Annotated in this window: 21 protein-coding genes; all 21 read right to left on the bottom strand. The window is 48.6% G+C overall.

Annotated elements, in window-relative coordinates:
• Window positions 1-13: 13 nt before the first annotated feature.
• The gene (arcC, locus tag DWX96_RS02205) at window positions 14-946 is read right to left on the bottom strand and encodes a carbamate kinase (protein WP_022244167.1); all 933 of its coding nucleotides are present in this window, start codon (window positions 944-946) and stop codon (window positions 14-16) included.
• Window positions 947-963: 17 nt separating this feature from the next.
• Window positions 964-1,884: a sugar phosphate nucleotidyltransferase gene (locus tag DWX96_RS02200; RefSeq protein ID WP_117697503.1), complete on the bottom strand. Its 921-nt coding sequence runs from the start codon at window positions 1,882-1,884 to the stop codon at window positions 964-966.
• Between the two features lie 131 nt (window positions 1,885-2,015).
• A complete protein-coding gene (gene purE / locus DWX96_RS02195) occupies window positions 2,016-2,522 on the bottom strand; it encodes a 5-(carboxyamino)imidazole ribonucleotide mutase (RefSeq protein WP_022244165.1) in 507 nt (168 codons plus the stop codon).
• Between the two features lie 49 nt (window positions 2,523-2,571).
• Window positions 2,572-4,665: an aminopeptidase gene (locus DWX96_RS02190; protein ID WP_118056438.1), complete on the bottom strand. Its 2,094-nt coding sequence runs from the start codon at window positions 4,663-4,665 to the stop codon at window positions 2,572-2,574.
• 30 nt (window positions 4,666-4,695) lie between these two features.
• Entirely contained in the window at window positions 4,696-5,028 is a 333-nt protein-coding gene (locus DWX96_RS02185; RefSeq protein ID WP_117697499.1) for a DUF6142 family protein, read from the bottom strand.
• A gap of 33 nt (window positions 5,029-5,061) precedes the next feature.
• Complete coding sequence (locus DWX96_RS02180; protein ID WP_118056439.1) at window positions 5,062-5,532, bottom strand: VanZ family protein; 471 nt, start codon at window positions 5,530-5,532, stop codon at window positions 5,062-5,064.
• 28 nt (window positions 5,533-5,560) lie between these two features.
• A complete protein-coding gene (pyrE, locus tag DWX96_RS02175; RefSeq protein WP_022244161.1) occupies window positions 5,561-6,238 on the bottom strand; it encodes an orotate phosphoribosyltransferase in 678 nt (225 codons plus the stop codon).
• A 264-nt stretch (window positions 6,239-6,502) separates the two neighbouring features.
• On the bottom strand, window positions 6,503-6,745 hold the full coding sequence (locus DWX96_RS02170) for a hypothetical protein (protein WP_118056440.1): 243 nt from the start codon (window positions 6,743-6,745) through the stop codon (window positions 6,503-6,505).
• Window positions 6,738-7,538, bottom strand: a complete 801-nt coding sequence (locus DWX96_RS02165) for a PD-(D/E)XK nuclease family transposase (protein WP_022244160.1) — start codon at window positions 7,536-7,538, stop codon at window positions 6,738-6,740. The genes DWX96_RS02170 and DWX96_RS02165 overlap by 8 nt, the downstream gene beginning before the upstream one ends.
• 183 nt (window positions 7,539-7,721) lie before the next feature.
• Entirely contained in the window at window positions 7,722-8,108 is a 387-nt protein-coding gene (locus DWX96_RS02160; RefSeq protein ID WP_227701064.1) for a DUF5640 domain-containing protein, read from the bottom strand.
• Window positions 8,109-8,188: 80 nt separating this feature from the next.
• A complete protein-coding gene (locus tag DWX96_RS02155) occupies window positions 8,189-17,089 on the bottom strand; it encodes a cell wall anchor protein (protein ID WP_118056441.1) in 8,901 nt (2,966 codons plus the stop codon).
• Entirely contained in the window at window positions 17,086-17,439 is a 354-nt protein-coding gene (locus DWX96_RS02150) for a hypothetical protein (RefSeq protein WP_022242566.1), read from the bottom strand. The genes DWX96_RS02155 and DWX96_RS02150 overlap by 4 nt, the downstream gene beginning before the upstream one ends.
• A gap of 161 nt (window positions 17,440-17,600) precedes the next feature.
• Complete coding sequence (locus DWX96_RS02145) at window positions 17,601-18,227, bottom strand: PrsW family glutamic-type intramembrane protease (protein ID WP_227710226.1); 627 nt, start codon at window positions 18,225-18,227, stop codon at window positions 17,601-17,603.
• Entirely contained in the window at window positions 18,224-18,850 is a 627-nt protein-coding gene (locus DWX96_RS14480) for a hypothetical protein (protein ID WP_022244405.1), read from the bottom strand. Before DWX96_RS14480 ends, DWX96_RS02145 begins: the two co-directional genes overlap by 4 nt.
• Window positions 18,837-19,199 (bottom strand): DUF4179 domain-containing protein, encoded by a 363-nt coding sequence (locus tag DWX96_RS02140; RefSeq protein WP_022244406.1) that lies wholly within the window; start codon window positions 19,197-19,199, stop codon window positions 18,837-18,839. The genes DWX96_RS14480 and DWX96_RS02140 overlap by 14 nt, the downstream gene beginning before the upstream one ends.
• On the bottom strand, window positions 19,186-19,734 hold the full coding sequence (locus DWX96_RS02135; protein WP_118056442.1) for an RNA polymerase sigma factor: 549 nt from the start codon (window positions 19,732-19,734) through the stop codon (window positions 19,186-19,188). Before DWX96_RS02135 ends, DWX96_RS02140 begins: the two co-directional genes overlap by 14 nt.
• A 382-nt stretch (window positions 19,735-20,116) precedes the next feature.
• Entirely contained in the window at window positions 20,117-21,451 is a 1,335-nt protein-coding gene (locus DWX96_RS02130) for a sensor domain-containing diguanylate cyclase (RefSeq protein ID WP_242988690.1), read from the bottom strand.
• A gap of 545 nt (window positions 21,452-21,996) precedes the next feature.
• Entirely contained in the window at window positions 21,997-22,902 is a 906-nt protein-coding gene (locus tag DWX96_RS02120) for a dihydroorotate dehydrogenase (RefSeq protein ID WP_022244409.1), read from the bottom strand.
• Complete coding sequence (locus DWX96_RS02115) at window positions 22,902-23,669, bottom strand: dihydroorotate dehydrogenase electron transfer subunit (RefSeq protein ID WP_022244410.1); 768 nt, start codon at window positions 23,667-23,669, stop codon at window positions 22,902-22,904. The genes DWX96_RS02120 and DWX96_RS02115 overlap by 1 nt, the downstream gene beginning before the upstream one ends.
• A gap of 9 nt (window positions 23,670-23,678) precedes the next feature.
• Window positions 23,679-24,605: an orotidine-5'-phosphate decarboxylase gene (gene pyrF, locus DWX96_RS02110; RefSeq protein ID WP_118056444.1), complete on the bottom strand. Its 927-nt coding sequence runs from the start codon at window positions 24,603-24,605 to the stop codon at window positions 23,679-23,681.
• 21 nt (window positions 24,606-24,626) lie between these two features.
• Window positions 24,627-25,910 (bottom strand): dihydroorotase, encoded by a 1,284-nt coding sequence (locus DWX96_RS02105; RefSeq protein ID WP_118056445.1) that lies wholly within the window; start codon window positions 25,908-25,910, stop codon window positions 24,627-24,629.
• Window positions 25,911-25,959: the final 49 nt, after the last annotated feature.

The raw sequence follows: 25,959 nt of genomic DNA, 5'->3' as shown, positions 1-25,959 counted from the left end.
TCCCTATATCATCTTACTTATGAATCAAAGTTCCCTTTAATCCGCTGACACCATCTAATGCTTCCTCTAAGTTTGCAATCAGTACGGAACGGACTGCAGAATTGCCGATGTAATCGATTGCTGCCTGAATCTTCGGAAGCATGGTTCCTTCTTCAAACTGTCCCTCGTCCATATACTGTTTTGCTTCTTCTACGGTCATCTCATCCAATGGCTGTTCATTGGCTGTACCATAATTTAAGCATACCCGCTCTACACTAGTTAAGATAATGAGCTGGTCAGCATCTAAAAGCTCTGCAAGTCTGCCTGCTGCAAGGTCTTTTTCAATGACTGCGCTGGCACCTTTTAGATTATTATCCTGCTCTAATACAGGAATACCGCCACCACCACAGGCAATTACTACCTGGTCTGCATCGGAAAGTGCACGGATGGCATCAATTTCTACGATGTCCATTGGCTTTGGAGCTGCTACGATACGGCGGTATCCATCGCCCTGTTTTACCGTATGGTTCCCTTTCTTCTCTTCTGCTTCTGCCTCTTCCTCTGTCATGACACGGCCGATAATTTTGGTTGGATGATAAAATGCTTCATCGTATGGGTCTACGGTTACCTGTGTTAAAACAGTAGATACCGGTTTGTAAATTCCACGGTTTAATAATTCGGTACGAATGGCATTCTGCAAATCGTATCCGATATAGCCCTGACTCATAGCAGAGCAGACAGACATCGGAGTAGCAGTATATTCCGGATAAATTCTTGCGAATTCAGCCATTGCAGTATGTATCATTCCCACCTGTGGTCCATTGCTGTGGGAAAGAACTACCTGACAGTCATCCTTAATATAATCTCCGATTGCTTTTGCGGTAAGCTTGGTTGCTTTCTTCTGTTCCGGAAGTGTTGTTCCCAATGCTTCATGTCCTAATGCAATCACAATTCTCTTCTTTTTCATGTTACAATCCTCCAATTCTATGCCCAAAGATTTTCCGGATAGACACCGTCTTTAATCAGTCCGCGGATGGAATCCACAACAAATGGTTTGTCCTCTAAATAAGTAACTCCAAACCAGCGGTCTGCTGTCTCATAAACTTTTACGGTTGCCTTATCCTGATTCAAAAGCAATTCCACAATATTTGGCAGCAGATACTCTTTCTTCATCGGATTGTCTTCAATATGTGCCAAGAACTCACGGAAGCCCTCTTCCAGATAATCAATAAAATCCGGATAGCCAGCCCACATGTTCATAGATACATTTACATCCGGGTGAATCCATTCTGCCACATCAGCTTCTTCACAATGTACTTTTCCTTTTTCATCGGCATAGATGCTGTGTGTCTCTAAAATTTTTTCAAGATAGCCACTCTTTTCATCTACCACACAGACACCACGGGTAACGGTTCCGTTATCACTCAGTGTGTTCTTCAGGATATATCCAGCCATTCCAAGGCGGAATCTTTCCTTATCCTCTTCATGATTTACCAGAAAATCATGCATCTTTACAAATGCTTCTTTTCCGTAATAATCATCTGCATTGATGACTAAAAATGGTTCCTTCACTACGCCTTTGCAGCATAATACTGCCTGACCGGTTCCCCATGGTTTTGTTCTGCCTTCCGGCACTGTAAAGCCTTCCGGTATATCATTGATATCCTGGAATACATAATCTACTTCTACCTGTTTTCCGATTCTGTTTCCAATGATTTCTTTAAAATCCGCCTCAATATCCTTGCGAATGATAAATACAACCTTATCAAAACCTGCGTCCACCGCGTCATAAATGGAATAGTCCATAATAATCTCGCCATTTGGTCCCATTTTCTCAAGCTGCTTAATTCCGCCGCCAAAACGGGAGCCAATGCCTGCCGCCATAATAATCAGTGTTGTTTTCATTCGTATTCTCCTCAACCTTATTTTTAAAACTTTTTTCTCTCTACCCTTTTCTTTTTCCTCTATTTCACTATTCTTATCTAATGATTTCGCCGCTCGTCAACGATAAAGGCATACTGACTCACTTACGCCTGCTATTTCATGTATTCTTTGTAGCCGACTTCCTGAAGCTTCTTATCCTTTGCTTCTACCTGCTCTTTTAAATTCTTAGAATATTCTTTTAATCGTGCCAATAATGCATCATCTGATGTTGCAAGAATCTTTGCTGCAAGAATTCCTGCATTTGCGCCACCATTGATTGCAACGGTTGCTACCGGAATACCGGTTGGCATCTGTACGATAGAATAAAGAGAATCTCTTCCGCCTAAAGATGTGGTATGCATTGGAATTCCGATTACCGGCATAGGGAAGATTGCTGCACACATTCCCGGAAGATGTGCTGCCATTCCTGCTCCTGCGATAATTACTTTAAATCCTTTGCTCTCTGCGCTCTTTGCATATTCAAAAAATACATCCGGCTCACGATGTGCGGAAATAATTGTCATCTCATACTCGATTCCAAGCTGTTCCAAAATATCTGCTGCTTTTGCCATTACAGGCATATCTGAATCACTGCCCATTACAATTCCTACTTTTGCCATTTTCTTTCTCCTTTTCTCATAGATACTTGTCCTTTTAGTATACACTGTTTTACGCCGGAAATGAAGTCTTATTTTCCAACGGCTCATTCAGTTTTTCTGTGCCCGGTACTACAAACCTGCCATCTCTTATAATATCCCCGGTACTGCCATCTGCCCTTTCAATATAAATGCAGTCTAATTCATCATACGGTATCGTAATATCCGTATGGCAGTTAAAGTATGCCTTACTTTCGTCTTCTTTCCGAAGAATTGAGATTTCATTATCCCTTGCCACAATTTCTTTGCCATCCGGATTATAAACCGGCGTATCCTCTGCCTGGGAATAACAGGTATCTCCCACTGCAAAATGTGGACCTGTCTTCTCTGCAATCAGAATCGGCAATTTATCTGCAATATCAAAGTCCTTTGCCATCCGGTATGCCGTGGTGTTGGTTCCAATAGCAAACTCCCCTAACGGCAGCGTATCATGGTGCATCAGCACATTATCATAAATATATTTATGGTTCTCTTCTTCACTGTCAAAATTACTGCAACTGTAATCCACAACTTTTCCATCTTCAAACGTCATTTTCAGGTTCTCATACCGGAGTCCATTAAGATAGACATAAGATACATGCAGTACTCCGTGGGTTCCGGTCAGCACCGGTGAAGTAAACACTTCCCCTACCGGAATATTGACATCTGCCACGCAATTTTCAAAGATAGTCTCTTTCTGTGGATTCTTAAGGTGGTATAATTCCACGGTCATATCTGTTTCGTTATCGCCTTTTCCTCTGATATGTGCCCTGACTCCCTGGTCTAATACTTCAATAATTTTCGCCTGCATATCCCGGTACAGGGTATAATCCAGTGTATTTAATTCTACCGTCTTATCAAAGATTTCTTCAAAGTTGCTGCCAATCTGCGGGAGCGGATAAGCAATAATCGTAAAGCTTCTTTCCTCTCCCTTAATATACTGATTGGTAATCTGCCCAGCCTGTGACGCATAATAGACATTTAATTCATTCTGCTTGTCGCTGTAATGGCAGGCAGTTTTTTTATTTTCCGGTTCAAATAACGGTTCTCCAAACACTTCGATTACTGCCGGGCCTGCGTAGCCTGCTGCAAGTTCTTTCTTATCTTCATATACAGTCCGGAGTGTCTCTAATCGGCGTTCCACAAAGGCTTTATCTAAATATACTGCTTTATCTGCTTTATGGTCATAATCAAACTGACGGTTCACAGAAGCCGCATAGCAGCCCCGCTTGGAATTGCCGCGGTTACGGAAGGAAGAAAACGCCTCCCGGTAAATCGTCGGTTTTAATCCCATCTTCTCAAAATTAGCAATTGCTGCCCGCACCATACGTTCCATTCCGATGGCATATTCCACATTTACGGTAGATTTTATGGATAAGTCTTTTCCGGTGGTAATAAAGCCAATCCGGTAGCCTTCCGTATAAGTATCCGCCATTGCCTGAATCTTCTCCTGCGGAAGCTGGTTCATATACTCTGCCATACGGATTTCATTTTCTCCGACTGGTTCTCCATAATAATAAAGGTATTTTAAATCCTGTAAATCAGAATCCATTACTATCCGGGTAAAGAAATCCCGGCTGGCATCTACCATTTCACAGACGCTGCGCTCGGTAAACAATTCACTATAATCGTGGAAGAACCAGTAAATTGCCTGCTGCACTTCTTTCGGGGTTGTTCCCTCTTCGTCATTAAAACAGGTATAAACCTGGATAAACAATTCACAGAAGCAGGTATAGGCTTCCACATCGCCCTCATAAGCATAAGGAATCAGGCTCCGAAGCTCTGCATAGAGCATGCTAAGGAGTGTGCCGTATTCCTCGCCCAGGGTTATACAGGCATAATCCGGGTTGGCATAGCTTTCTTTATAATGTTCCGGCAAAATATCCTCATACAATGCTTCATTTATCTTCTGTAATGTTTTCCTGCTCTGGCTGCAGAAGCTGTCATTTAATACCTGCCGCAATACTTCTTCCGTTTTTACAATAAATGCTGCCGTTCCTTTAAAATAAGCACGGAACGGCTCACAAACCTCCGGTTCTGCCGCAAGTTCATGTATCCGTTCCGTTACCAAATCCAGTCGTTCTGTAATTGCTTCTCTTTCTTCTGCGTTTAAATTCTGATATTCCATACTTTATATCCTTTATATTTCTAATTTTGCCTACAACAGAATACCGCCTGCATAGACAGCAATCCAGATAAGCAGTGAAAAAATCGAGAAAAATGTAGCAGCATACGGAATGCTGCGAAATGAATTTTCCTCCTTCAGGCTTATAATTGCAAGAATCACTGCGGCTAATGCTGCAAAAAAGGCCAGGATTCCATAGCAGGCTATGTATATGCTTAAATTACCGGCACTTCTGAATGCAAGAACTACCATCACCACAAAACTGACCAGTGACAGTAATGCCAGAACAAGTGCTGTAATTCCTCTTTTCGAAAGTGTTTTTTCCGTAAATTTATATTTTCTGTATCCTCTTCGTCTTTTTCTCATGTTCTTTCTCCCGATACCATATTGTACCGAAGTCTATTCTTTCTGCTCAAATTTGTGACACCGGATATGATTTGCCAGCAAAAATCCAACATATCCAATTGCCCCGCCGATGGTATTTAAAATCAGATCATCTACATCAAAGCTTCCTACCTTGGATACAAGCTGTACCAGTTCCACCAGCAGGCTGAAGTCAAAACTCAAAAGCACTATCCGGTAGAACTTTCTCTGATTATGTGCCAGTAATGGCAGAAGCATTCCATAAGGAATAAAAGCGACAATATTTCCCAGAAGGTTAAAGCAGACTGCTTTCGTCCCCAGTACCTTCCGGTAAATAATAAACCGCTTGATTTCTTTTAAGGGCATAAGATTATAATGGTAGCTTCTTTCGGAATAGGTTCTTCCCATCATTTCTGAGAAGAACAGGAAATAGCAAAGCAGACCCAGATATATTACGAATAAAATCCATACTCCGATACGAAGCAGTTTTCTCGTCTTCTGACTCAATTCCTTTTCCCCATTTCATTTTTGCTGTTTATTTTGCCCCATACTGCTCATAATATTTATCAATTGCTTCTTTCATCTTATCATCAATGATAAGCCTGCCCTGACAAGGACGGTTGTATAAACACTCTACCACATCTGCCATGCTGACAATTGCATTTGCAGGAAAACCATATTTCTCCTGAATCTCATCCAATGCGCATTTGTCTGTCTCAAGTCCTTTTTCCATACGGTTTAAGGATACCATCAGTCCAAGAATGGTTACATCTCCCTGTGCCTGAATGATTGGGAATGTCTCCTGAATAGATTTTCCGGATGTCGTTACATCCTCAATAATAACAACACGGTCACCATCTTTGATTTTGCTTCCAAGCAAAATTCCGGTATCGCCATGGTCTTTTACTTCTTTACGGTTAGAACAGTAGCGAATCTCTTTGCCATAAAGACGACTGAATGCGATTGTTGTTGCAACAGAAAGCGGAATTCCCTTATATGCCGGTCCAAACAGTACATCAAAATCAGTACCATAGTGGTCGTGAATTGCTTTTGCATAATATTCTCCAAGGCGGGATAACTGTGAACCGGTTACATATGCACCTGCATTCATAAAAAATGGTGACTTTCTTCCACTCTTTAATGTAAAGTCACCAAACTTCAAAACCTCACTCTCCACCATAAATTCGATAAACTCTTTTTTATATGCTTCCATTTTATTAAAACCTCCTGATTTTAAGCCATTCTTCGGCATTTTGTATTTTAAATTTTGCTTTACTGTGCCACAACTGTACCATTTAACGATTTACCCATATATATCAATCCTTTCTGATTTGTTCAGCAAACCAAAAAGTTAAGCATAGATATACTTTCTTAGCATACCACCAAATTCACTTTTTTTCAACTGACAAATCATCATATTCATTGTTCATATTCATTGTTTCCAAATCTATTCTCATATGACAGTTCTGGTTTCAAGTCAACTTTCCATTCCATTAAATCTTATGGTTGACATTGTAAGAGCTGACATATATATCTTCTTCCACCTCTCCCTTCTTTTGAGGTCACAAACTGTGACCTCAAACAGTATCATCGTGTTCCTTCTTGTTTTGCTTCCCACTCTTCCACCGTTCGAAGTGGTATCTGAAAATTGTTTTTCTTCCTTTACAACAAATATGGAGCAGATTTCTCTGCCCCATACGCACACCTTATAATCAGGCAAGAACTGCTTCCTGCTTTACGATTTCTTTCACTTCATCCAAAGACAAGCCGGAATAACGTGCCATTTTCTCAACGGATGTTTCGCCATCACGAATCATACGAACAACGAACTCACGTGTTACTTCTTCACGCTCCTGATTTCTCATTTCTTCAATTGCTTTGCACATACTCTCAACTCCTTTCGCATCTTCCTTGAAGTATCTGACTCTGTCTGCCAGTTTTCCATAAAACATATCATCCGCATCGGTACAGGAAAAATCATGCATCAGCTTCCCGATATCCGAATCCCCTCGATATGCTCCATTCACATACAGGATGTGGGAACCATCATCAAAAAATTCATCGGTTTCCAGAATTTTTCTCTCTACTCTGTATATCGGCTCTCCTTTTCCTATCACATCATGCTCCGTAATAAATATCACATATGTTTCCGGAAGAAAATTGACATCTTCCTGTGGTGCAAGTGCATTGGCATCCAACATACTGCTGTTGTGTCTTGCACGCTTTCGTCCTGCTCCCTTATCCGCTCGCTGCACCTCTATATCGTATTCCTTATTCTCAGAATCCGTAGCCTTTACATCCAGCCTAACGGAACGCCCCTGCAAATTCTGGATGACATATTCCGTTTTAGAATGAAGAACCTTAAGGTCCTCTTTATTCATTATAATACGCAGAACAAGCTCCGCACATTCATCATGATCTTCAAAGCATTTCTTCAAAAAATCGTCATCAAACAGGCGAAATTCTCTTATTCTCTGCATATCCTGCTCGTGTTTTTGTTGCTTTGTCAGCATTCTTATCACCTCCAAATCTCTTCGGTGTTCTTCCTGTATTTCTGACCTCTGGTTATAGTATACACGAAAAAGCACCTCCTGCCTACTAATTAATTTGTGAAATTTTAATAACCTCTTTCACAATCATATCTCTTTAAAATTCCATACAATCTCCACCCTGTTATCTGTGTGTTCTGTTGTATTTCACACGATAATCATATTCCTCCGTAAAATCATCATAGGCGGACATCTTGTAACGCATACTCCGCTCAGCTCGTATGTCCTGCCGACCGTGCCCTCGCCACCGATCAAGGTAAGGGTATTTCCATCAACGGTAAATTCATATTCGGAATCCCGCACCGACTCGTTGGCGTAATCGATCATGAGCTTGTTGCCGTCGATGGTATAGGCGAAATCGTAGGATATGGAGGGCAGCTCCAGTGCGGCGATCGCACCGCAAAGCACCATACGGCGCTGCGTCTGTTTTTTCTTCCTTTTTCTGATTCTCTCTACCGTTTGATCTGACTTGTTCGTGAATCGTCCCGGCGGTTGCTGCCTGATGGGGCGGTTCGATTGATAATCCTGCATCATGTGGTTCTTCTCCAGTCCAAGCGAAAGGGCGATGACGGCAATGTCCGTCACCGCCCTTTGCTCAAAGGTTCGCAGCTGATTTATTCAGCGTTTTCTTTCTTCTTTTTGCTGTAAACGTTGATACCGATTACTGCGCCGCCGCTGATAAACAGCAGTGCGATCCAGAGGATCATATTGCTGTTGTCACCGGTTTTCGGGCTTTCTGCGCCGGTGTCCGGGTTGGTTTGCGTAGGATCGGTCGGTTTTGTTGTGGAGCCGGCAGCCGGAATCTCAACTGCCGCCTTCTTGTAGCCGCAAACCTTGCACTCCTCATGCCTGGAGCCCTTTAGGGTTGCGGTCGCTTCCTTATCTACCACCCACTTGAAGCTATGTACTGCAACATCGTCCTTGTCACCGCAGGAGCACTCATGCCAGTGGTTGTCGGCGTCGTACTTCCACTCGCTGCCGTAGCTGTGAGTATGCTCACCGCCGCCTGTGCCACTATTGCGCAGAATCGTCAGCGTGTAGGTTTTAGCACCGATTTCCACGACAATGTCGGTTGTGCCGCTGTCGGGGATGGCAACGGTTGCGCTGCCGCCGGTGGACAGAGCCTGTCCGTTGATGCTCACGGGCTCGCCGTTTCCAGACACCGCTGTGACTAGCGTAGATGTTGCTCCGCTATCATTTTGCAGCGTATAGGTATAGTTCGTTCCGTTGGCGGTAAAATCGCCGATCCCCACTGCCAGACCTTCAAAGGTCAGAAGGTCATTACCGGGCACTGCGACTCGCACCACTACGCGGGTGCCAAGCTGGGAGAAGGTGACGGTTTCCGTCCGGAAGGTTTCCCCGGAGATGGCACCGCCAATACTGGTCTTTTTCGTTTCCAGAACGGTCCCGGCAGCATCCAGCAGCGTGGCCACCAGCGTTGCGCTAGTCTGAGACTGCAGGGAGTTGTTGCGCAGGGTAATGGCGGCGGTGCTGTGACCGTTGCCGTCGTTCCCCTGTGTCACATCCATAGTCATCCGCTCTCCGGTGCGGGCCAGTGCGCCGGTCATATGGACGCTGGCCTCGCTGTCACTGCCGTCATACTCCGGCAGGCGCTGATTGCTTCCTGTTCCACCGATCTGACCTTCCACCCACGCCTCGGCGTACAGATAGGTACCCACATTGGGGATCTCGGTTTTGCCAATGGATGTCATATACCCGCCCAGATCATAGGTCAGGTCCAGTGTAAAGGTTCCCTGATCGATGCGGGCGAGGGCGCTGTCTTCGGAAATGGTAATTTCATTATCGCGAACCGATACGCCGTTTGTGGCGCAGTCTACCGCTGCAGATTGGGTATGCAGATCGTCCGCATAGAACGCAAGCTTCACCTCGCGGTTCTTTCCGCCGGCCAGCGTGGCGGCAGAGGAATTATATAGGGTCATGCGCACCGTGCGTTTGCCGGCACTCTCCGCAATCACTTCCATTTGCGAGATGCCAATGTCTGGATAATCCAGATACACTGTGCCGTTTTCGTTGATGCCGCCGGCGGCGGTGATGGTATAGCTCGGGTCGGTCACGCGATCCTTCACATGGTGCCAGACGGTAAGGGTGGTGCTTTCATTGGGCAGCAGTGTTTCCGTAAGGGTGACGGTTTCCCCGCTGTCAAGGCCGACCGTTAGGCTTGTCACATCGTTCAGCCCGGTGTTGCGGATGGTAAAGCGAATGGGTGTCAGGCTGTTCAATGCCAGCGTTGCATAATCCACACCGATCTGTTCCACAGCCACCGCATCGGTGATAAAATTAGAGGTAGCAGTATAGAGGATCGTTTCCTCCCCCGGAACGGTCACGCCGCCGATTACCTCTGGGTTTTTATCGTCATACCGGGTTGCCTGAATGGCAGCCTGCACCTGATTGGTGCCGCTGACATAGGCATCAAAATGGTCAGCCAGCGTGCGATCCGGCAGCTCTGCCAGTTCCAATGGTGCAGACAGAGTGTAGGTATTTGTGGCATAGCGCAGCTTGGCCGCCTTCAAAATGCCGTGATCTACCGCGCCGTTGGCATCATTGACAGTCTCATTCCAGACGATGGTAAGATCATTGAGGCTGCGATGATCCCCACTGAGGGAAGCGAAGCGGAAGTCTCCGCCCACGACGGCGTTGCCGCTGCTGGTCAGGGCAGACAGAGAGCCGGGGAAACTGTTGGACATGGTGCCGCTGCCGTCCACAGCCAACAGCTGGATATCGCTGCTGCCGTCTCGGACACTATGCCAACCGATGACAAATCGGTCATCCCCGCTGCCGAAGTTGGCTGCAACGACCTGGGGGTTTTCGTCAAGATTGCTGTCACAGGTCGCCAGCATGGCTGTACCGGGAGTTCCGTCAGCAGCCACGGTACAATAGGCGATCTCGTAGGCGGAGGTATCTCCGGTTCCGCTGCGGTCCAGCGAGTAAACCGCCATAGCGGTTCCGTCGGGCAGCATGGCCGCCTGCAACGCCTTCACGCTGCCAGTAGCACCGTTATAAAGCATTTTGGACTCGCTCCAGGTGCCGTTACTGCTGTCATAGCAACGGTACATGATACAATCTCTGGTCGTGAAGTTCAGCAGGTTGTTGCTGTCCTGCGTACCGGGATCGGGGGTGTAGACGCTGCGCCAGAACACGATGGCCTTGCCGTCGCCGCCCACTGCCGTGGCTGGGGCCAGATCCGGCATGCCGTCGTTGGTTAGGCGGGTGGAAGTCCAGGTTGTGCCGTCATAGACGGACACTACGATTTCCGTGCTGTTCATCAGCAGGTTTTGCTCTTCCAATGTCACGGAATCACCGGCATTTTTACCCGGCAGGTCGGTGCCCATGCGAACCCAAGCCGCCGCCGCGAAGCTGCCAGTGCCAGACAAAGAAACGCTCGTGTCACCGTAGCCGGGGAACTCTGTGGAAGCGTCAATTTCACTGGAGAGAGTATAGACGCCGCCATTGAGGGTGGAGAAATGCGCCCGGCTGTCGTAAATACTGCTGCTGTTGCCGTCGTTGATGTAGGCCAATACCTTCCCGTCATCGCTGAGCTGTGGATAGGATGTGGGGTTGGCATTGGTCTGGATGTTTTCCAGCCCACTGGTGGAGTTCAGAGAGAACAGCATCATCCGCTGCTGGGGCTGGCCCCAAGTACGGGCATATTGCTCCAGATAGTCCCGGCTTTGGAGCGTTGCACTGCCAGAAGCCACCTGCATTCCGCTCTGGGCCGCCGCCATCCGCAGCGAGGCAAGGCTCAGCCCACTGGTGGCGTTATTCCAGTAGTTGTCGATTGTTTTCCAGTCATTAAAAGTCCTGGTAGCTCCAAGGGTTCCGGAGGCGATCACCGCCTCGTAGGAGATAAACAGGAAGTTGGCCACAAATTTGATTCCCACTTCGCTTTGGATCCCCAGGGCCTGACCGTTGATCTGGCGCTTTGTCTCGTCGGCAAGATAGGTGCGGGAAAGGAACTTATTCTGACTATCCACATCCAAATTGCCGAATAGGCCGATCTTCAGCGCCACGACCGAATAGTCAAATCCAATGCCGCCAAACGCGTGGACATAGGCGTTGATACGCAGCGTGGTCAAAAAGTCATTCACTGCCGTGGCCGTTGGATCGCTCCAGGCAAGCTCTGTACCCTCGCCCTGCCGGCCGTAGCGCACTGCGGTACGGAAATCCAGCTGAATGGCACCACCCAGCTCAAAGGTTGCTGTCAACGGTACGGGGCCAGCCATGGCGTTCACGCTGAAGGTGAAGCCCACGCCAACGCCGGCGGTAAAGCCGCCGCCTACGGTGAAAACCTCCCACTCCTTTTTTTCGGCGTTATAGCGGATTTCCGCTTCGTAAAAGCCCTCCAACTGCAAGTTGAGATCCGTGTTGGTGACCTTGCCGGCCATGGAGTTGGCTTTGTACTCCCCCTCGGGATTATAGGTGCCTTTGGCCATCTGACTCAGATCCCCGGTCCCGGGCACGCCCACTTCCAGGTTCTGTGTCAGCACATTCGCACCCAAGGCCACGCCGTCCTCGGAATAGTCCATGTCCTCCATCTCCAGCGTATTGTACCCGGCCCAAATCATGGCACGGAACACGGAGGGATCTTCGCTAGGGGTGATAATCATTTTGAACACGGATGTGTCCACCGGACCGCTCAGATCATCCAGCCGTCCGGTCAGCACCTTGAGAATGTTACTATCGCCCACTCCGCCAAAGTCAACGTCATTCACTCCACTGGAGTCCTTCATCGTCAGCAGAATACCGGTGACGCGCTCATCCTCTGTCACCTTGGGCACTCGGGTCAGATCAACGACCCGGAAGGGCATTATTTTCTCTTGCAGCAGGCTGCCGTTCAGGCTCAGCTGCGTTTTCATACCTACATCCTTGCCGTCGGCGATCCATCCAGAGGTGGTCATGGTGGCCTCGGTGAGGGTCAGATCGTTTTCCGCTACAGGGATGGATGAGAAGGGATACTGCGTGGTACTGCTGCTCTGGGCGGCAGGAAGAACGCCGTATTCGTCCGCCAGCTTGAGACTGTAATTCTTCGCGTTGGCAATCTTCTCGCCCCAGAGGAACATGGTGGTGTGCAGGGTTGCTGTTTTAAAGCTGCTGTTAGGGCCAATCTTCCCAGTCGAGTTGCGGACATCCACCTTCTGACCGTTGGCAAGACCGTAATCAACGCTTTGCGCCACAATGAAGGGTTTGTTTTCCTCCCCTTCCGGCACGCACTCCAGAGAGACAACGCCCTCTGCGGTGCGCATTACATCATCCACGCCCAGCTTGCCGTTGACGGTCAGCAGCAGCGGATAGTACTTGTCGCCGTCAATTGCGCTGATCTCCAGAATGTACTCCAGCTGATCCAGAGCGGAAAGCACCGTGGTGTTGCACTCGCCCTTTTCGGCCGACCAGAACTGGGTGGAATCCAGATAGACGGTTATATTTCCCTCCGCATCCGTGGTATAGGTGTCGCCGGTGATGCCGCTGACAAGTGCTCCTGCCCCGGAGCCCAGCAGAGCTGTCTCGCAGTAGCCTCCGTTTTTATAAACGCCACCGCGAACGGTCACCGTCTTGTTCGCCAGCGGATCGCCGCCCGGCGTGATGAGCATCACAGATGCCCGGGCGACTCGCCGAAGGCTGAAGGTATTCAAGGGATAAAGCTGCAGTTTTGTGGCATCCTGCTCGCCGGAACGCAGATTTTCTTTATAGATGGTGCCCAGATAAATATCCGCGCCGGAGCCGGACTGCAGAGACACCTCACTGGCGATTCCGTTGGGTTCGTAAAGCGCCAGCACGCCTTCACTGTTGGTCGTGACCGTTTTGGACACACCTTTGCCATCGGTGTATTGCAGCGTAGTTTCCGCTGCAGGCGTCAGCTGGAAGAGATAGAACTTATTTTGCAGCGTTTTCGCTGTCACCTGTACATCGGCACGCATGCCCGTGGCGGCATGGGTAGCCGTGACGGTTGCGGTACCGTTGGCCAAGCCGGACAGCGCCATTTTGGTTTCGGGAAGGTAGGAATCAAAGGAGAAGTTTCTGATGTCCTCATACAGTCCGCCCTGCTTGTAGTTGACGGAAATGGCATTGTTGTTGCTGGAGAGCCACCGGATGCCGTCTTTAAAGGAGTTCCATCCGTACTCGTCATAGTTGATGCCTATGTACTCGATCAGCCCCAACTCCTGGCGCAGCTGCAAAATTTCAGCTGTATCAGTGGGCAGGCTGCCGCTGACCTTGGAGGTATTGTCCATGGTCAGCTTAGAAATCGTGTCTCCTTTGTCGTCCTGCACCTTCAGTGCGTCGGCATCGTAGACATACAGGGGGAAGGAGTCTGTGCTGGGAGATTCCTCACCAGGGTTCTCCACGCTCAAAACCACTTGATAGGTGTCCTTTAGATTGCCGTCCTTCACACTCTGCAATGACAGGGAGAAGCTTCCGGAGGTACCGGATAGGCTCTCTCTGGCCACCTCTTGGGTGGTGTTGTCCTCTGTGACCCGGGTAATGGTCAGCGTGGGCTGTTGAGAGGCCCCGTCAGTGGCGTTTTCCACCGACCAGTCGATATTGACGGCGCTGTCGGTATCCGTGAGGTAAATGCTCTGGGGCGGTGTCAGCTTGGCTGTGGCAGGTGGTGCCTGCACGATGATCCAGGCAAGTGCCGACAGGCGGACGTTCTCACCCTCGGCGTTGGGGTGCGGCATGGAGACCAATACCGTGTAGGCAGGGGTATCGCCGTTGGAGAGCCTGGAGAGCACATTCTCCTCGATCCGCACGCTGTTTTTATCCTTGCCGGCGGTATAAGTCGCAACGGGATTGAGGCCGCTCAGCGCCGCCTCATTCGCGTAGTTGCCCTCATACAGGTCAATCCTGTAATTGAACTCTTTGTCCGGTGCCATCAGCGCGGCGTTGGAGCTCCACAGCACGGTGGCGGGCTGATTTACCCGCGTCACGATGGACGATCCGCCGGGAATCACCAGTGCTAAGGAATCGCCTGCCGTCACGGTATAGGGCTCTGACTCGCCCGTCACATCATCGGTAGCGTCCTCAGTCCCGTTGTCCGCCGTAAAGGTAAAGGTGACGGCTCCCACCTTGGTTCCTGTGGTGGCAACAACGCCGGTATCCTCGTTGATGGTGGCAATGAGCGTGTCACTGCTGCTCCATTTGCCGGTGGTGTAGCTTGCCTGCTCACCGCCTTCCCCAAAAACCTCGGCCCTAAGCGTGGGGCGGGTGGTTTCGCCGAGGGAAATCGTATAGTCGGCGTCATTCGCTTCCGGGACGATGGTCACCGTGTGCGCGGAAACTTTCTTTGGCACCGTGAACTGCCGGGTCAGGGGAAGAACATTCACCCAGTCAGGAGCGTCTTTCGTGCCCTCGTTGGCCTGCAGCGTCACCGTATAGGTGCGGGTGTTAGCCGCGGGTGCGATTGCGTAGTCGCTAATGGTGAAGGCTTCCTTCTCTGTGTCCAGATAGACCTGCAGATGGATTGGTTCAACCGCGGAGTCGTACCTCAGCTCGAGGCGGAAAGGGGCTTCCTTCGGCTCTGTTCCTTCCGGGGTGTGATAATTGCTGTATGCGGTCTCGTAGTCCTGCGCCATGTTGGCCTGCATCGTGAACGATGCCTTGCCGTTGGCGTAGGTGGCCGTCAGTTCGGTGGAAGCGTTGCGCATCAAGACGCTCTTCAGCGTAACGTCGATAATCGAATCGCCTTGATAGAGTGTGGTATCCAGCATATGGCCGAAAACATCTTCCACACCGGTCATACCATTGACGGTGACCGTGGTGGCATCCGCATCCTGCACCGGGTACCAGAGCATTGCCGTGACACCGTAGTTGTTCATGGAAAGAGCAGCGGCGGTATACTCTTTGCCATTGATGGTCACGCTGGCGTTTCTAAGATCCACGAACTCGTTAAAGGTAACTGTGATGGGCACATGCTGTCCGCTGGCATAGGTTCCCGCCGGGGCCGTGACGCTTTGAATGATGGGGGCGTCCGTGTCCAACAGCCTGGCGGTGACGCTGCTGGTATTGACGGTGGCGGAGGCATATGGTTGGTCGTCAATTACACTCTTCATATACAGTCGGAAGGGCAGCCAGTACTTCTGATCCCCTCTGTTTTGCGTGGTAGACTGCAGGGAGATTTTGACCGTACTGCCCTTTTGAATCGTACAGTTCCCCGGTTTCTTTCTGTCGCCGCTGGTGGGCGTCAGATCTGCTTCATCGAACTTGTACTCCATCAGATAGAACGGGGCATGGGGTTGTGTGGCACTATCATAGCCATACGGCGCAGGGCCGGTATAGGTCTCTTTGCCGGGGTTCCAGTCAAACTTGATGCTGGCGTCGATTTGGTATGGCTGATAAAATTTGGATGAGCCGCCGGGAAGCACCGAGTTGCGGGCGCCCTCCAGAATTCCGATGGTATCGCTTAGTGCAACGAAATCCGGATTTTTGGCACCCTCGCCGGCATTGTATTCATCCGCCAGCAAAGGAATATACATATCCCCCTGTATTGTGCCTTCACTTTTGTATGTTTTCTCATAGTCCGGCGCGGTCATTGATGTTTTTATTGCGGGGGCGTCAACCGTCTTTTTTAGCTTGAGCTGACAGTGGTCGGCATAAGCGGCGCCGTCATAGAACACCAGATTTTCCGCATCGTAAAATTCGATCATCCCCAGCAGGTCGCCATAGGAATAAGAATCCTTGAGCCAGTCTGGGTTCCCTCCATTGGTTTGAACCTTGACAGTGATTTTACAACCACCTAAACTGTAAGTTTCGCCTACGTCATAGGTCAGCTTGTAGGACCCGTCGCTTTGCTCGACGACCTTACTCGTCTCGCCTATCGAGACCTCCACATCGGTGATATACTTGCTGAGCTGGCCTCCTTGAATGCGGTAGGAAAAGCCGGCCGGTTTTCCGCGGTATACAGTAAAAGTCCCGGATTTCCATTCGTTGTTTGCTTGTCTCTCCAGTGTTTGGCTCATCATGCCGCTCATATCCACCGTCTCAACGCCCTCAGGCTTTGTGGCAGAGGCGGAATACTGCAAACTGATACCCTGCAGCTCCAGCTGCTCCATCAGGCTGTTGAGATTCTCCAGTGCTTCCCCAGTAAACTCCCTGCCGGAGAAATAGGTGTCCTTGATCCGCTGCAGCTCCTGTTCGATTTGGATCATGGTCTTCAAATCGCCCAGCGCCACCGGAGTCCCATCCACGTCGGCTATACGGGTGAGATCCGTGGCGGGATTTTCCAGCAGTTCCATGACGGCCGCCAGTGTCAACACCTGGCCGTCCAGCGTGATGGTTTGATCCACCTTGAAATTGCCGTCTTCATCCAGCAGCCCCAAAGCGTTCAGCATGGAAAGCACCTGGTCGCTGCTACCGCCAGTCAGGTCGGCGAGCTGCTCCAAAATCGCCTGATTTTCCTCAGGTGTGTTGCCCAGCGAATCGCTCACCGATGCAAACGCAGTTGTCGGCAGCATGGTCAGCACCATGCAGCATAGAAGCAAGATACTGAGTATTCGTTTTTTCATTGGCTTTTCTCCTCCTTTTCGTGTCGGGCGGGCTTATCCTCTCCGCCTTTTCTACAGTTTTCTCTGTTTCTGAGCCGAAAGCACAGCGCAGTGATCGCTGCCGCCGCAGCAAAGGAGACGACGCCCACCAGCACATAGCCGCCTGCGTCCTCCCGCAGAAGCATCGCGCCGAAGCTGCCCCATGCGGCGGTCTGTCCCTGCACTGCAAATGCGTCTGCCGCCTGCATCAGCACCGCGAACAGCAGCATACACGCGGCGCTCAGTCCATATATGCCGCGTTGCTGCCTTCGGCGGTTGTTTTCCCGCACCCGCTGCTTGACGAGTGCGACCCGTCTTGCGGTATCGTACATTTCGTTTGAACCCCCCTTCCGGTTTGTCTGAAACTGTGATAAAAACCCTTTCACTTATATAGGTACAAAAAAACGAAAAAACTCTCACCCAAAACGCATAATTTTTCACAAAAATTTGAGAGCTGCCAAAAAGCAGCTCTCAAAGAGTGGATATTCGGTTATTACTTCCGTGATAATCGGAAAACGGATAGCCTTCCTGCCGCCACCAGCAGCACCGGCAGGGCGTAGGCGATGTACTGCGCCGCGCCGCCGTAGGCGATGAGCAGATTGTAGATGGCATGGAGGGTGATGGCTGCGCCCAGCAACCCACAGGTGCCTGCAACCTTCAGCCACGTCCGCCGCCACATGTAGGCAAGCCCGCCGCCCACGATCAAGCCGCAGAGGACGTGCATCGCGCCCGTGCCGAAGCCCCGGAAGAAGATGAAGGAGAAGCGGTCCGCGCCGTTCTGGATGAGATAGCACACATTTTCAAAGGTGGCGAAAGTGAGGGCAACCGTGATGGCGGCAGCCTTGATTTTATCCCCCTCCGGCTCAAACACCAGCAGATAGAACATCAGCGGCAGCAGCTTCATCATTTCCTCCACCACCGGCGCGATCTCCGCCGTGGCGGCAAGGGCGTCCGCCTGACACACCGCCGCGAGGAAGGTGTTGATATAGGCCGAGAGCAGGCACACCCCCATTCCGGCAATGCAGAACAGGAAGAAGCGGAGCTGCCGCCTGCCCATGCACAGAGCGGCCACCAGCAGGGGAGATACCATGCAGATGAAGATGTTTTCGATGTAGGTCATGCTTCCACCGCCTCTCTCGTGGCAGGCAGCAGCCCCAGAATCGCAAGCGTCAGCAGCATATCGCACCAGAAGGTTGGACTTGCCGGAGAGGTATCCGGCCAGAAGCAGCCCGCCGTCCACAGCAGGTATTCTGCGTACACAAAGCACAGCACGCCGATGTGAAACCACCGCATATTCCGCGCTGTGCCCGTCTGCGTTTTCGCATAGGCAAGCCCTCGAATGGCGCAGAAGGAGAGCCATATCATCATGCCGCACCAGATCAGGTTGGAGAAAATGTCCCCGAAAGTGCAGTAGAACGCCAGCAGCGGCACGCCGAACACAGGCGCAAGCCATGCCCTGCGGCAGTGGAAACTGCGCTCATTTGTTCCGGTCAGCGTGGCCTGCAAAATGCGTAGGAAAATTACGCTGGCCACCCAGCCGAACTCCGACACATAAAAGACCCGCGGCGTGGTATCGAACAGCAGCAGATACAGCGTCCAGTAGAGCGCACCGAGGGCAAAGCAGCCGTAGAAGCACAGCAGCAGGAAGTACGCCTGCCGCCCACTTTTTCGGCAAGAGATACCCGAAAGTAGCGCACCGACGAATGTGGTCAGTAATTGCAGCAGGTTCTCAATCAGCTCCATGAATTCCCTCGCTTTCTTTGTCCTGCCCGTCCTCACGGTTCATCTGCCGCAGCCGGAAGCACAAAACGGTCACGCACACGCCCAGTAAAAACGCCAGAAGCCCGATGACAATATATCCCAAAGCTACGCCGCTGTGAAAGATGCTTGCCGCAGTTTCAAAGCCGCAATAATCGCCTGTCTGGATGCTTGCGGCAATGCCGGGCATGGCGAGGGACGCGCCTATGAGCAGCACAAGGCACGCCGCCACAGCGGAAGCCATGGTGATCGTATTGCGCCGCAGCCGTTTCTCCTGTTCAATTTTAGCAATGCGCCGCTTGGTCTCCGTGACCCGTTCCTCATGACTCCGCATTTGTGATTCCCTCCCGTTCTAAGAGCCTTCGTAGGCTCTTTTTTCCGCGATACACCATGTTGGTGATCTGTTTTACCGTTTTTCCCGTGACCTCCGCCGCCTGTGCGTAGCTCATATCCTCAAAATAGGTGAGATACAGGACTTCCCGATAGTCCGGGTTCATTTCGCTCATGCAGAAATGCAGAATGCGGTTTCGCTCCTCCGTCCGGATGATCTCCTCCGTCAGCAGCCGTCCGTCCGGCTCGTTGGTCAGCGCATCAAGGCTAAACAGTGGCTTTCGTTTGCTCTTGTGGCGCAGCGCCATGTGCCGCGCCGCCTTATAGAGATACGCCTTGAGGCCGCCGTCCCGGATGCGGGGCTTTTTCGTGAACAGATAGGCGAAAACGTCCAGCATCAGCTCTTCGGACTCGTGAACGTCGTGCAGATAGCCGTCGATATACAGGGTCAGGGGGTCGCCGTATTTTTTCATCAGGGCATTGAGTCCTTCGTCGTCGCCGCTCAGATATTGGCGGTATAAAGCCTCGTCGCAGGTCATAGCGTTCACTTCCTTTTTGCGGATGCTTCCAATTCCAATGCGGAGAGGATCCGCATGGATAATACTCAATACAATACATTATATACGAATATCCGAATAAAAAGCAAGCCCACACGGATGACACACCAAACGAGCAATCCAGAAACTCATTCTCTTCCGGCTCCATTTGCTCCTGTTTTCCAGCTTCTATCGGCTGTTCACTGCTCTGTGCCGGTAACCAAAATAAAAAAAGTCCATGCATCTGTATCTCTACAAACACATGGACGAATTCACTGCCACTCTTGATATTTGGCGTATCCTTCCTACGAATTACTACACACTTTTTTCTTTTACCTAATTTCTCATGCTACCATACTTCCCTGAAAACCTCAATGCGTTTTTCTTAATGGCGCCGGTCTATACCGGCATTTTTATAATAAGCTGCTTTTTCCTGATACATTCTGCGTTCAGCTTCCATCAGCAAGAGGTCAAATCCACGCTCCCAGCTTTCCTGCCATACTGTTCCGACTGCCATTACTACATCTTTTTTCTTCATGCCAGCCTTCATACGTTCAATCCGCTGCTTCAGTTCCTCTTCTCCGATACCTGCACACAATGCCAGAAGCTCATCCCCTCCAATACGGAACAGTCCATAGTCTGAAAATTCCTCACGGAGTAATTCGCCGGCACGCAGAATGAGCTGGTCACCTGCCTGATGACCTAAAGTATCATTTACTTTTTTCAGTCCTGTAATATCGCAATACACCACACCAAAGCCTGAAGTCCCTGATGCATCTGTAACATACCGTTCCATGGCGAACCGGTTTCCAAGTTTCGTAAGCTGGTCACTATAGCTCATCCGTTCCAATTCCCGCATCAGATTACGCCTTCTGATGCTGGAGACAATAAAATATCCCATAATCTGAAGCATATTAGAAGTATAATCCAACATTTTTTCGGGAGGATTATCAACTCCATAAAAACCGATGATTTTCTGCCCTTCATACAGTGGAACTACTACCAGCGTTGAAATATTCTGTTGTTTCAGATTCTCATACTGCAGTGGATCACTCTCACGTATATTTTCCAGATTACCAATGATAATATTTTTGCCTTCCCTAAAATTGCGGTACCAGTTCTCGCATACTTCAGCCGGAACATTCTGCAAATTATCTTTCTCAGGCCCGATACCATTCGCTACCCATTCATAGGTGTTATCGTCATTTCCCAATAAGTTTTTTTCAAAAATATAGGTACGTTCTCCATTCAATGCCTTTCCAAGATATTCCAGAATAATTTCCAGCGACTGTTCTGACGTAGGGGCATTTAACGAAATTCTTATGCCCTCATTTATAATAGCCTCCATATTTTCATAGTTTTGAATCAGACTTCCCTGTTTTTCTTCGTTGCTGACATCCAGTGCAATTTCTACCCGGTAACGTCGACCATCCTGTTCCAGCATAGTATCCTTCAACAACAGATGTTTGCCAAGAACCGGATTATAATACTTCCATTCTTTAAACTCACCTTCTACCAGTTCCTGATTATTGCACATACTACAAGGGGCGGCATTATGCTGCATCACCTCATAACATTTCTTTCCTTTTATTTCCTCCTGGGTCTGAAATCCAAAGTTTTCCCGTGTTTTCCGGTTCATATACACAAGCTCATATGTATCAACATCTGAGACATATACAAATTCATCAAGATTTTCAAAGAAATTCCAAATCTTTTCCACTGTTTCTATCCTTTCTGGCAATTACATTCCTTTAGGCGGTTGCGAAAGGGGACAAAAAGATGATTGCCCCAATAATATCACGGGATTACAGGAGATTTATCTTTATCCGGTATGAAATGCCAACAGTTCTTATAATGCGTGTTTTTCTTGATTATAAACTGTCTTTCCGGTTGCTTTGGCTGAATATCGACGCTGTCCGCCGGGTACAGATGCCACATAATGCCTGCAAGGGGCACAGGGGATTTCGGTATGCGTTGCTTTTTGTCTGGCAACCGGCACAAATTCACATCCATGTTCAATTATGCCTCGCTGGTACATCCCTGTACCAGCGTTGCCTGTTGCCAGACGAAATTCCCAGTGCCCCTAACAGCCCTTATCAAGCATCTGTGTTTCGGCGAACTGTGTCGATATTCTGACAAACATTGGAAAGACTGTTTTCATAACAAAAAGAAAAACACGCATTTTAGAACTGCGGTATTTCGTAGCAAAAGATAATCCCCTGTGAATCCCGTGATATTCTTCCGGCAGCATCAAAAACAGTCCCATTAATCAGTGACTGCACCAATCAGTTCATTGATATCTTCAACTCCATTATTTTCCATATAATCCTGTATACCATTGATAATATCAATCGTTGCGGTAGGATTAGTAAAGTTTGCAGTTCCCACAGATACTGCGGTTGCTCCTGCCAGTATCAGTTCCAATGCATCTTCAGTGCTCTGTACACCTCCCATTCCGATAATCGGAATATTCACTGCCTGGGCTGCCTGATATACCATACGCACTGCAATTGGATGCACTGCCGGTCCGGACATCCCACCAGTTCTGTTTGCCAAAGCAAATTTTCTGCGGTTTACATCAATCTTCATTCCAGTCAGTGTATTAATCAGGGAAATTACATCTGCTCCGCCTGCTTCTGCCGCTTTTGCCATCTCTGTAATATCCGTTACATTCGGGCTCAATTTCATAATAACCGGCTGTCTTGCATATTTTTTCACTTCTTTTGTAATTTCTTCTACAGAAGCAGCATTCTGTCCAAAGGCAATACCGCCTTCTTTGACATTTGGGCAGGAAATATTGATTTCCAGCATATCTACCGGCTGTTCGGCCAGTCTTTCCACAACTTCTATATAATCGGAGGCTGTTTTTCCACAAACATTTACAATAATGCGTGTGTCATAGTGGGTAAGAAATGGAATATCACGCTGTACAAATACATCAATACCAGGATTCTGTAAACCGATAGCATTTAACATTCCACCGTACACTTCTGCCACACGAGGGGTCGGATTCCCCGGCCATGGTACATTGGCAACACCTTTCGTCACTACTGCACCCAGTTTATTCAAATCTACAAATTCACTGTATTCCTGACCGGAGCCAAAGGTTCCGGATGCTGTCATAATCGGGTTCTTCAATAATACTCCTGCCAGATTTACTCTTGTATTCATTAAAGTTCCACCTCCTCAGCCCGGAAAACCGGTCCTTCTTTACATACACGTTTGTTATTGACATTGGAATGTTCATCCTTGTCCTTAGACTGGCACACGCAGGCTAAACAGGCTCCGATTCCACAAGCCATACGTTCTTCCATGGAAATCCAGCACTCAATCTGTTTCTCTTTTGCATATTCCTTAATAGCTGCCAGCATCGGCTTTGGCCCGCAGGCATAGATAATATCTGCTGTCAGCCCATTTTCACGGATGGCATCCAATACATTTCCTTCTGTCCCGGCACTTCCGTCCTCAGTTGCCACATAGACTTCTCCTTCTTCACGAAATTCATCCATCAGGAAAAGCTCATCCCGGAAACCAAGTACCATCTGCTTTTCACAGTCCAATTCTTTTGCCAGCTCTAACATTGGCGGAATACCAATTCCACCACCAATTAAGAACGCTTTCTTTTCTTTCTTCGGAAATCCATTTCCCAGCGGTCCTGTTATATTAAGAATTCCGCCGGTATGCATACCGGAAAACTCTTCTGTTCCCTTTCCAACTTTACGGTATACCAGACGGATGGCATTATCCTTTTTATCAATTTCACAGATACTGATTGGTCTTGGAAGCAGCCTGCTTCCTTCATTACAATATACAGATACAAACTGACCTGCTTTTGCATGCGCTGCAATCTCTTCCGTACGCAGCCACATACTGTAAATGTCATCCGCAATTTCTTCCTGGCGGATAATAATCGCCTGTTCTTTAAACTTCTCTGCCATCTTCTTCTCCTATCTTGCCTGTAAAGCTCCATCGATATCTTTTATCATTGCCTCTACTGCTGCTCTGGATGCATCTGCAAAATGTTCTGCTCCAAAAGATGCATAAGCCTCCTGCTTATATGCTGCAATGATTCCACGGGATGAATTGACAATTGCACCCAGTCCGTTTTCGTCGAAGTAATGTACTAAGTCCGCTCCTTTTCCACCCTGGGCACCGTATCCCGGAACCAGGATAAAGCTCTTTGGCATTACTTTACGAAGGACTTTTCCTATCTCCGGATAGGTTGCTCCTACTACTGCTCCCACATAGCTGTAGTTATCTCCCATGACTTCTTCGCCCCACTGTGCTACCTTTTCACCGACATATTCATACAGTGGTCTGCCATCAATTAATCTGTCCTGGAATTCTCCACTGGATGGATTGCTGGTCTTAACTAAAATGAAGATACCTTTTTTCTCTTCTTTACATACTTCCAGGAAAGGCTTGATTCCGTCTGAACCAAGATATGGATTAACGGTTGCAAAGTCTTCATCAAAAGCAGAAAGTTTCTTACTTCCCACCTGGACTTTACCAAGATGTCCCACTGCATAAGCTGCGGATGTAGAACCGATATCGCCACGTTTTACATCTCCGATTACCACAAGGTCTTTGGAGTGGCAGTAATCTACTGTCTTCTGATATGCTTTCACACCCTCTGTTCCAAACTGCTCATACATGGCAATCTGTGGTTTTACAGCAGGAATCAGATCATAAGTGGCATCTACAATTGCTTTGTTAAACTGCCAGATTGCTTCTGCTGCACCCTCTAAAGTCTCACCACACTCCTTAAATGCTGCTGCCTTAATATGTTCCGGAACATAATCTAACATCGGATCTAAGCCGACAACGATTGGTGCATGGGTTTTCTCAATTTTTTTAATTAATTTGTTAATCATATCTTTAAGCCTTTCTTTTTCTTATTCTTCTGCTGCATCATATACAATTTTGCCGTCACAGATAGTCATCATTACTTTACCGGTTACTTTTCTGCCGTGGAATGGTGTATTCTTTGCTTTCGACCAGAACTTGTTCTTATCAATAGCATAAGTGCATTCCGGATCAAAAAGCATGACATCTGCCATTCTTCCCTCTTCCAAAGTTCCTTTCTTCAAATGAAGAATCTGTGCCGGGTTATAGCTCATCTTCTCTACCATCTGCATCGGTGTTAAGTATCCACCCAGCACGAGTTCTGTATAAGTCAGTGCTGCTGCAGTTTCCATTCCAACGATTCCGAATGGTGCCTTTACCATGCTGCTATTTTTTTCATCTGCTGTATGCGGTGCATGGTCTGTAGAAATGACTTCCATGGTTCCGTCGGAAAGTCCCTTTTTCAATGCCTCCACATCATCTTTCCGGCGGAGTGGCGGATTCATCTTATAATTAGTATCTCCCTCTACCATATCATCTGATGTCAGTGTAAAATGATGCGGACATACCTCTGCGGATACCGGAATATGCTCTAACTTGGCATATTTTACCATGATTACACTGTTCTTTGTGGAGCAGTGGCAAAGATGCAGGTGTGCACCGGTATCTTTGGATAACAGGATATTTCTTGCAATCATGATATCTTCTACAGAATTGGTAATTCCAGCCAGTCCCCACCGTTTTGCATTCTCATCCTCGTTGACCACGCCGGAGCCAACCAGATTCTTATCTTCGCAATGTGACAGTACCGGAATGTTACAGTCTCTTGCTACCAGCATGGCATCTCTTGCAAGAAGTGAATTCATGACTGATTTGCCATCTTCACTGATTGCAGGGCTTCCTGCCTCCACCATCTCTTTGATGTCAGCTAATTCCTCTCCCTGCTGTCCTTTTGTTACAGCACCAACCTGTAATACATGCACCAGTCCGACACTTTCTGCCTTATGATGTACATAACGTACCACATCAGCATTATCTACCACCGGCTTGGTATTTGGCATTGCAAGTACCGTGGTATATCCGCCTCTTGCTGCGGAACGGGTTTCTGTTTCAACATCACCCTTATGAGTAAATCCTGGATCCCGCAAATGCACATGCATATCAACGAGTCCCGGCATTACATACAGTCCTTTGGCATCGATAGTCTTCTCTGCCTTTTTCTTGATATTTTTTCCTCTTTTGGTAATGACTCCATCTTCTATGAAAAGGTCCATTACATCATCTGTTTTCGTAGCCGGATCTAAAATGCGGCCACCTTTTATTAAGATTGTCATGTGGAATACCTCCTGTTGCTCCTATTTTAGCATACAAGCAGTTCTGGGG

The organism is Roseburia sp. AF22-2LB (assembly GCF_003461125.1).
Taxonomy (GTDB): domain Bacteria; phylum Bacillota; class Clostridia; order Lachnospirales; family Lachnospiraceae; genus Roseburia_C; species Roseburia_C amylophila.
This window is presented reverse-complemented; position numbering and strand designations above follow the sequence as displayed.

What these genes read in the sequence shown, in the direction of transcription:
- arcC (WP_022244167.1), bottom strand. Translation starts at nt 946, where the DNA reads ATGAAAAAGAAGAGAATTGTGATTGCATTAGGACATGAAGCATTGGGA.
- DWX96_RS02200 (WP_117697503.1), bottom strand. Translation starts at nt 1,884, where the DNA reads ATGAAAACAACACTGATTATTATGGCGGCAGGCATTGGCTCCCGTTTT.
- purE (WP_022244165.1), bottom strand. Translation starts at nt 2,522, where the DNA reads ATGGCAAAAGTAGGAATTGTAATGGGCAGTGATTCAGATATGCCTGTA.
- DWX96_RS02190 (WP_118056438.1), bottom strand. Translation starts at nt 4,665, where the DNA reads ATGGAATATCAGAATTTAAACGCAGAAGAAAGAGAAGCAATTACAGAA.
- DWX96_RS02185 (WP_117697499.1), bottom strand. Translation starts at nt 5,028, where the DNA reads ATGAGAAAAAGACGAAGAGGATACAGAAAATATAAATTTACGGAAAAA.
- pyrE (WP_022244161.1), bottom strand. Translation starts at nt 6,238, where the DNA reads ATGGAAGCATATAAAAAAGAGTTTATCGAATTTATGGTGGAGAGTGAG.
- DWX96_RS02165 (WP_022244160.1), bottom strand. Translation starts at nt 7,538, where the DNA reads ATGCTGACAAAGCAACAAAAACACGAGCAGGATATGCAGAGAATAAGA.
- DWX96_RS02160 (WP_227701064.1), bottom strand. Translation starts at nt 8,108, where the DNA reads ATGATGCAGGATTATCAATCGAACCGCCCCATCAGGCAGCAACCGCCG.
- DWX96_RS02155 (WP_118056441.1), bottom strand. Translation starts at nt 17,089, where the DNA reads ATGAAAAAACGAATACTCAGTATCTTGCTTCTATGCTGCATGGTGCTG.
- DWX96_RS02150 (WP_022242566.1), bottom strand. Translation starts at nt 17,439, where the DNA reads ATGTACGATACCGCAAGACGGGTCGCACTCGTCAAGCAGCGGGTGCGG.
- DWX96_RS02145 (WP_227710226.1), bottom strand. Translation starts at nt 18,227, where the DNA reads ATGACCTACATCGAAAACATCTTCATCTGCATGGTATCTCCCCTGCTG.
- DWX96_RS14480 (WP_022244405.1), bottom strand. Translation starts at nt 18,850, where the DNA reads ATGGAGCTGATTGAGAACCTGCTGCAATTACTGACCACATTCGTCGGT.
- DWX96_RS02140 (WP_022244406.1), bottom strand. Translation starts at nt 19,199, where the DNA reads ATGCGGAGTCATGAGGAACGGGTCACGGAGACCAAGCGGCGCATTGCT.
- DWX96_RS02135 (WP_118056442.1), bottom strand. Translation starts at nt 19,734, where the DNA reads ATGACCTGCGACGAGGCTTTATACCGCCAATATCTGAGCGGCGACGAC.
- DWX96_RS02120 (WP_022244409.1), bottom strand. Translation starts at nt 22,902, where the DNA reads ATGAATACAAGAGTAAATCTGGCAGGAGTATTATTGAAGAACCCGATT.
- DWX96_RS02115 (WP_022244410.1), bottom strand. Translation starts at nt 23,669, where the DNA reads ATGGCAGAGAAGTTTAAAGAACAGGCGATTATTATCCGCCAGGAAGAA.
- pyrF (WP_118056444.1), bottom strand. Translation starts at nt 24,605, where the DNA reads ATGATTAACAAATTAATTAAAAAAATTGAGAAAACCCATGCACCAATC.
- DWX96_RS02105 (WP_118056445.1), bottom strand. Translation starts at nt 25,910, where the DNA reads ATGACAATCTTAATAAAAGGTGGCCGCATTTTAGATCCGGCTACGAAA.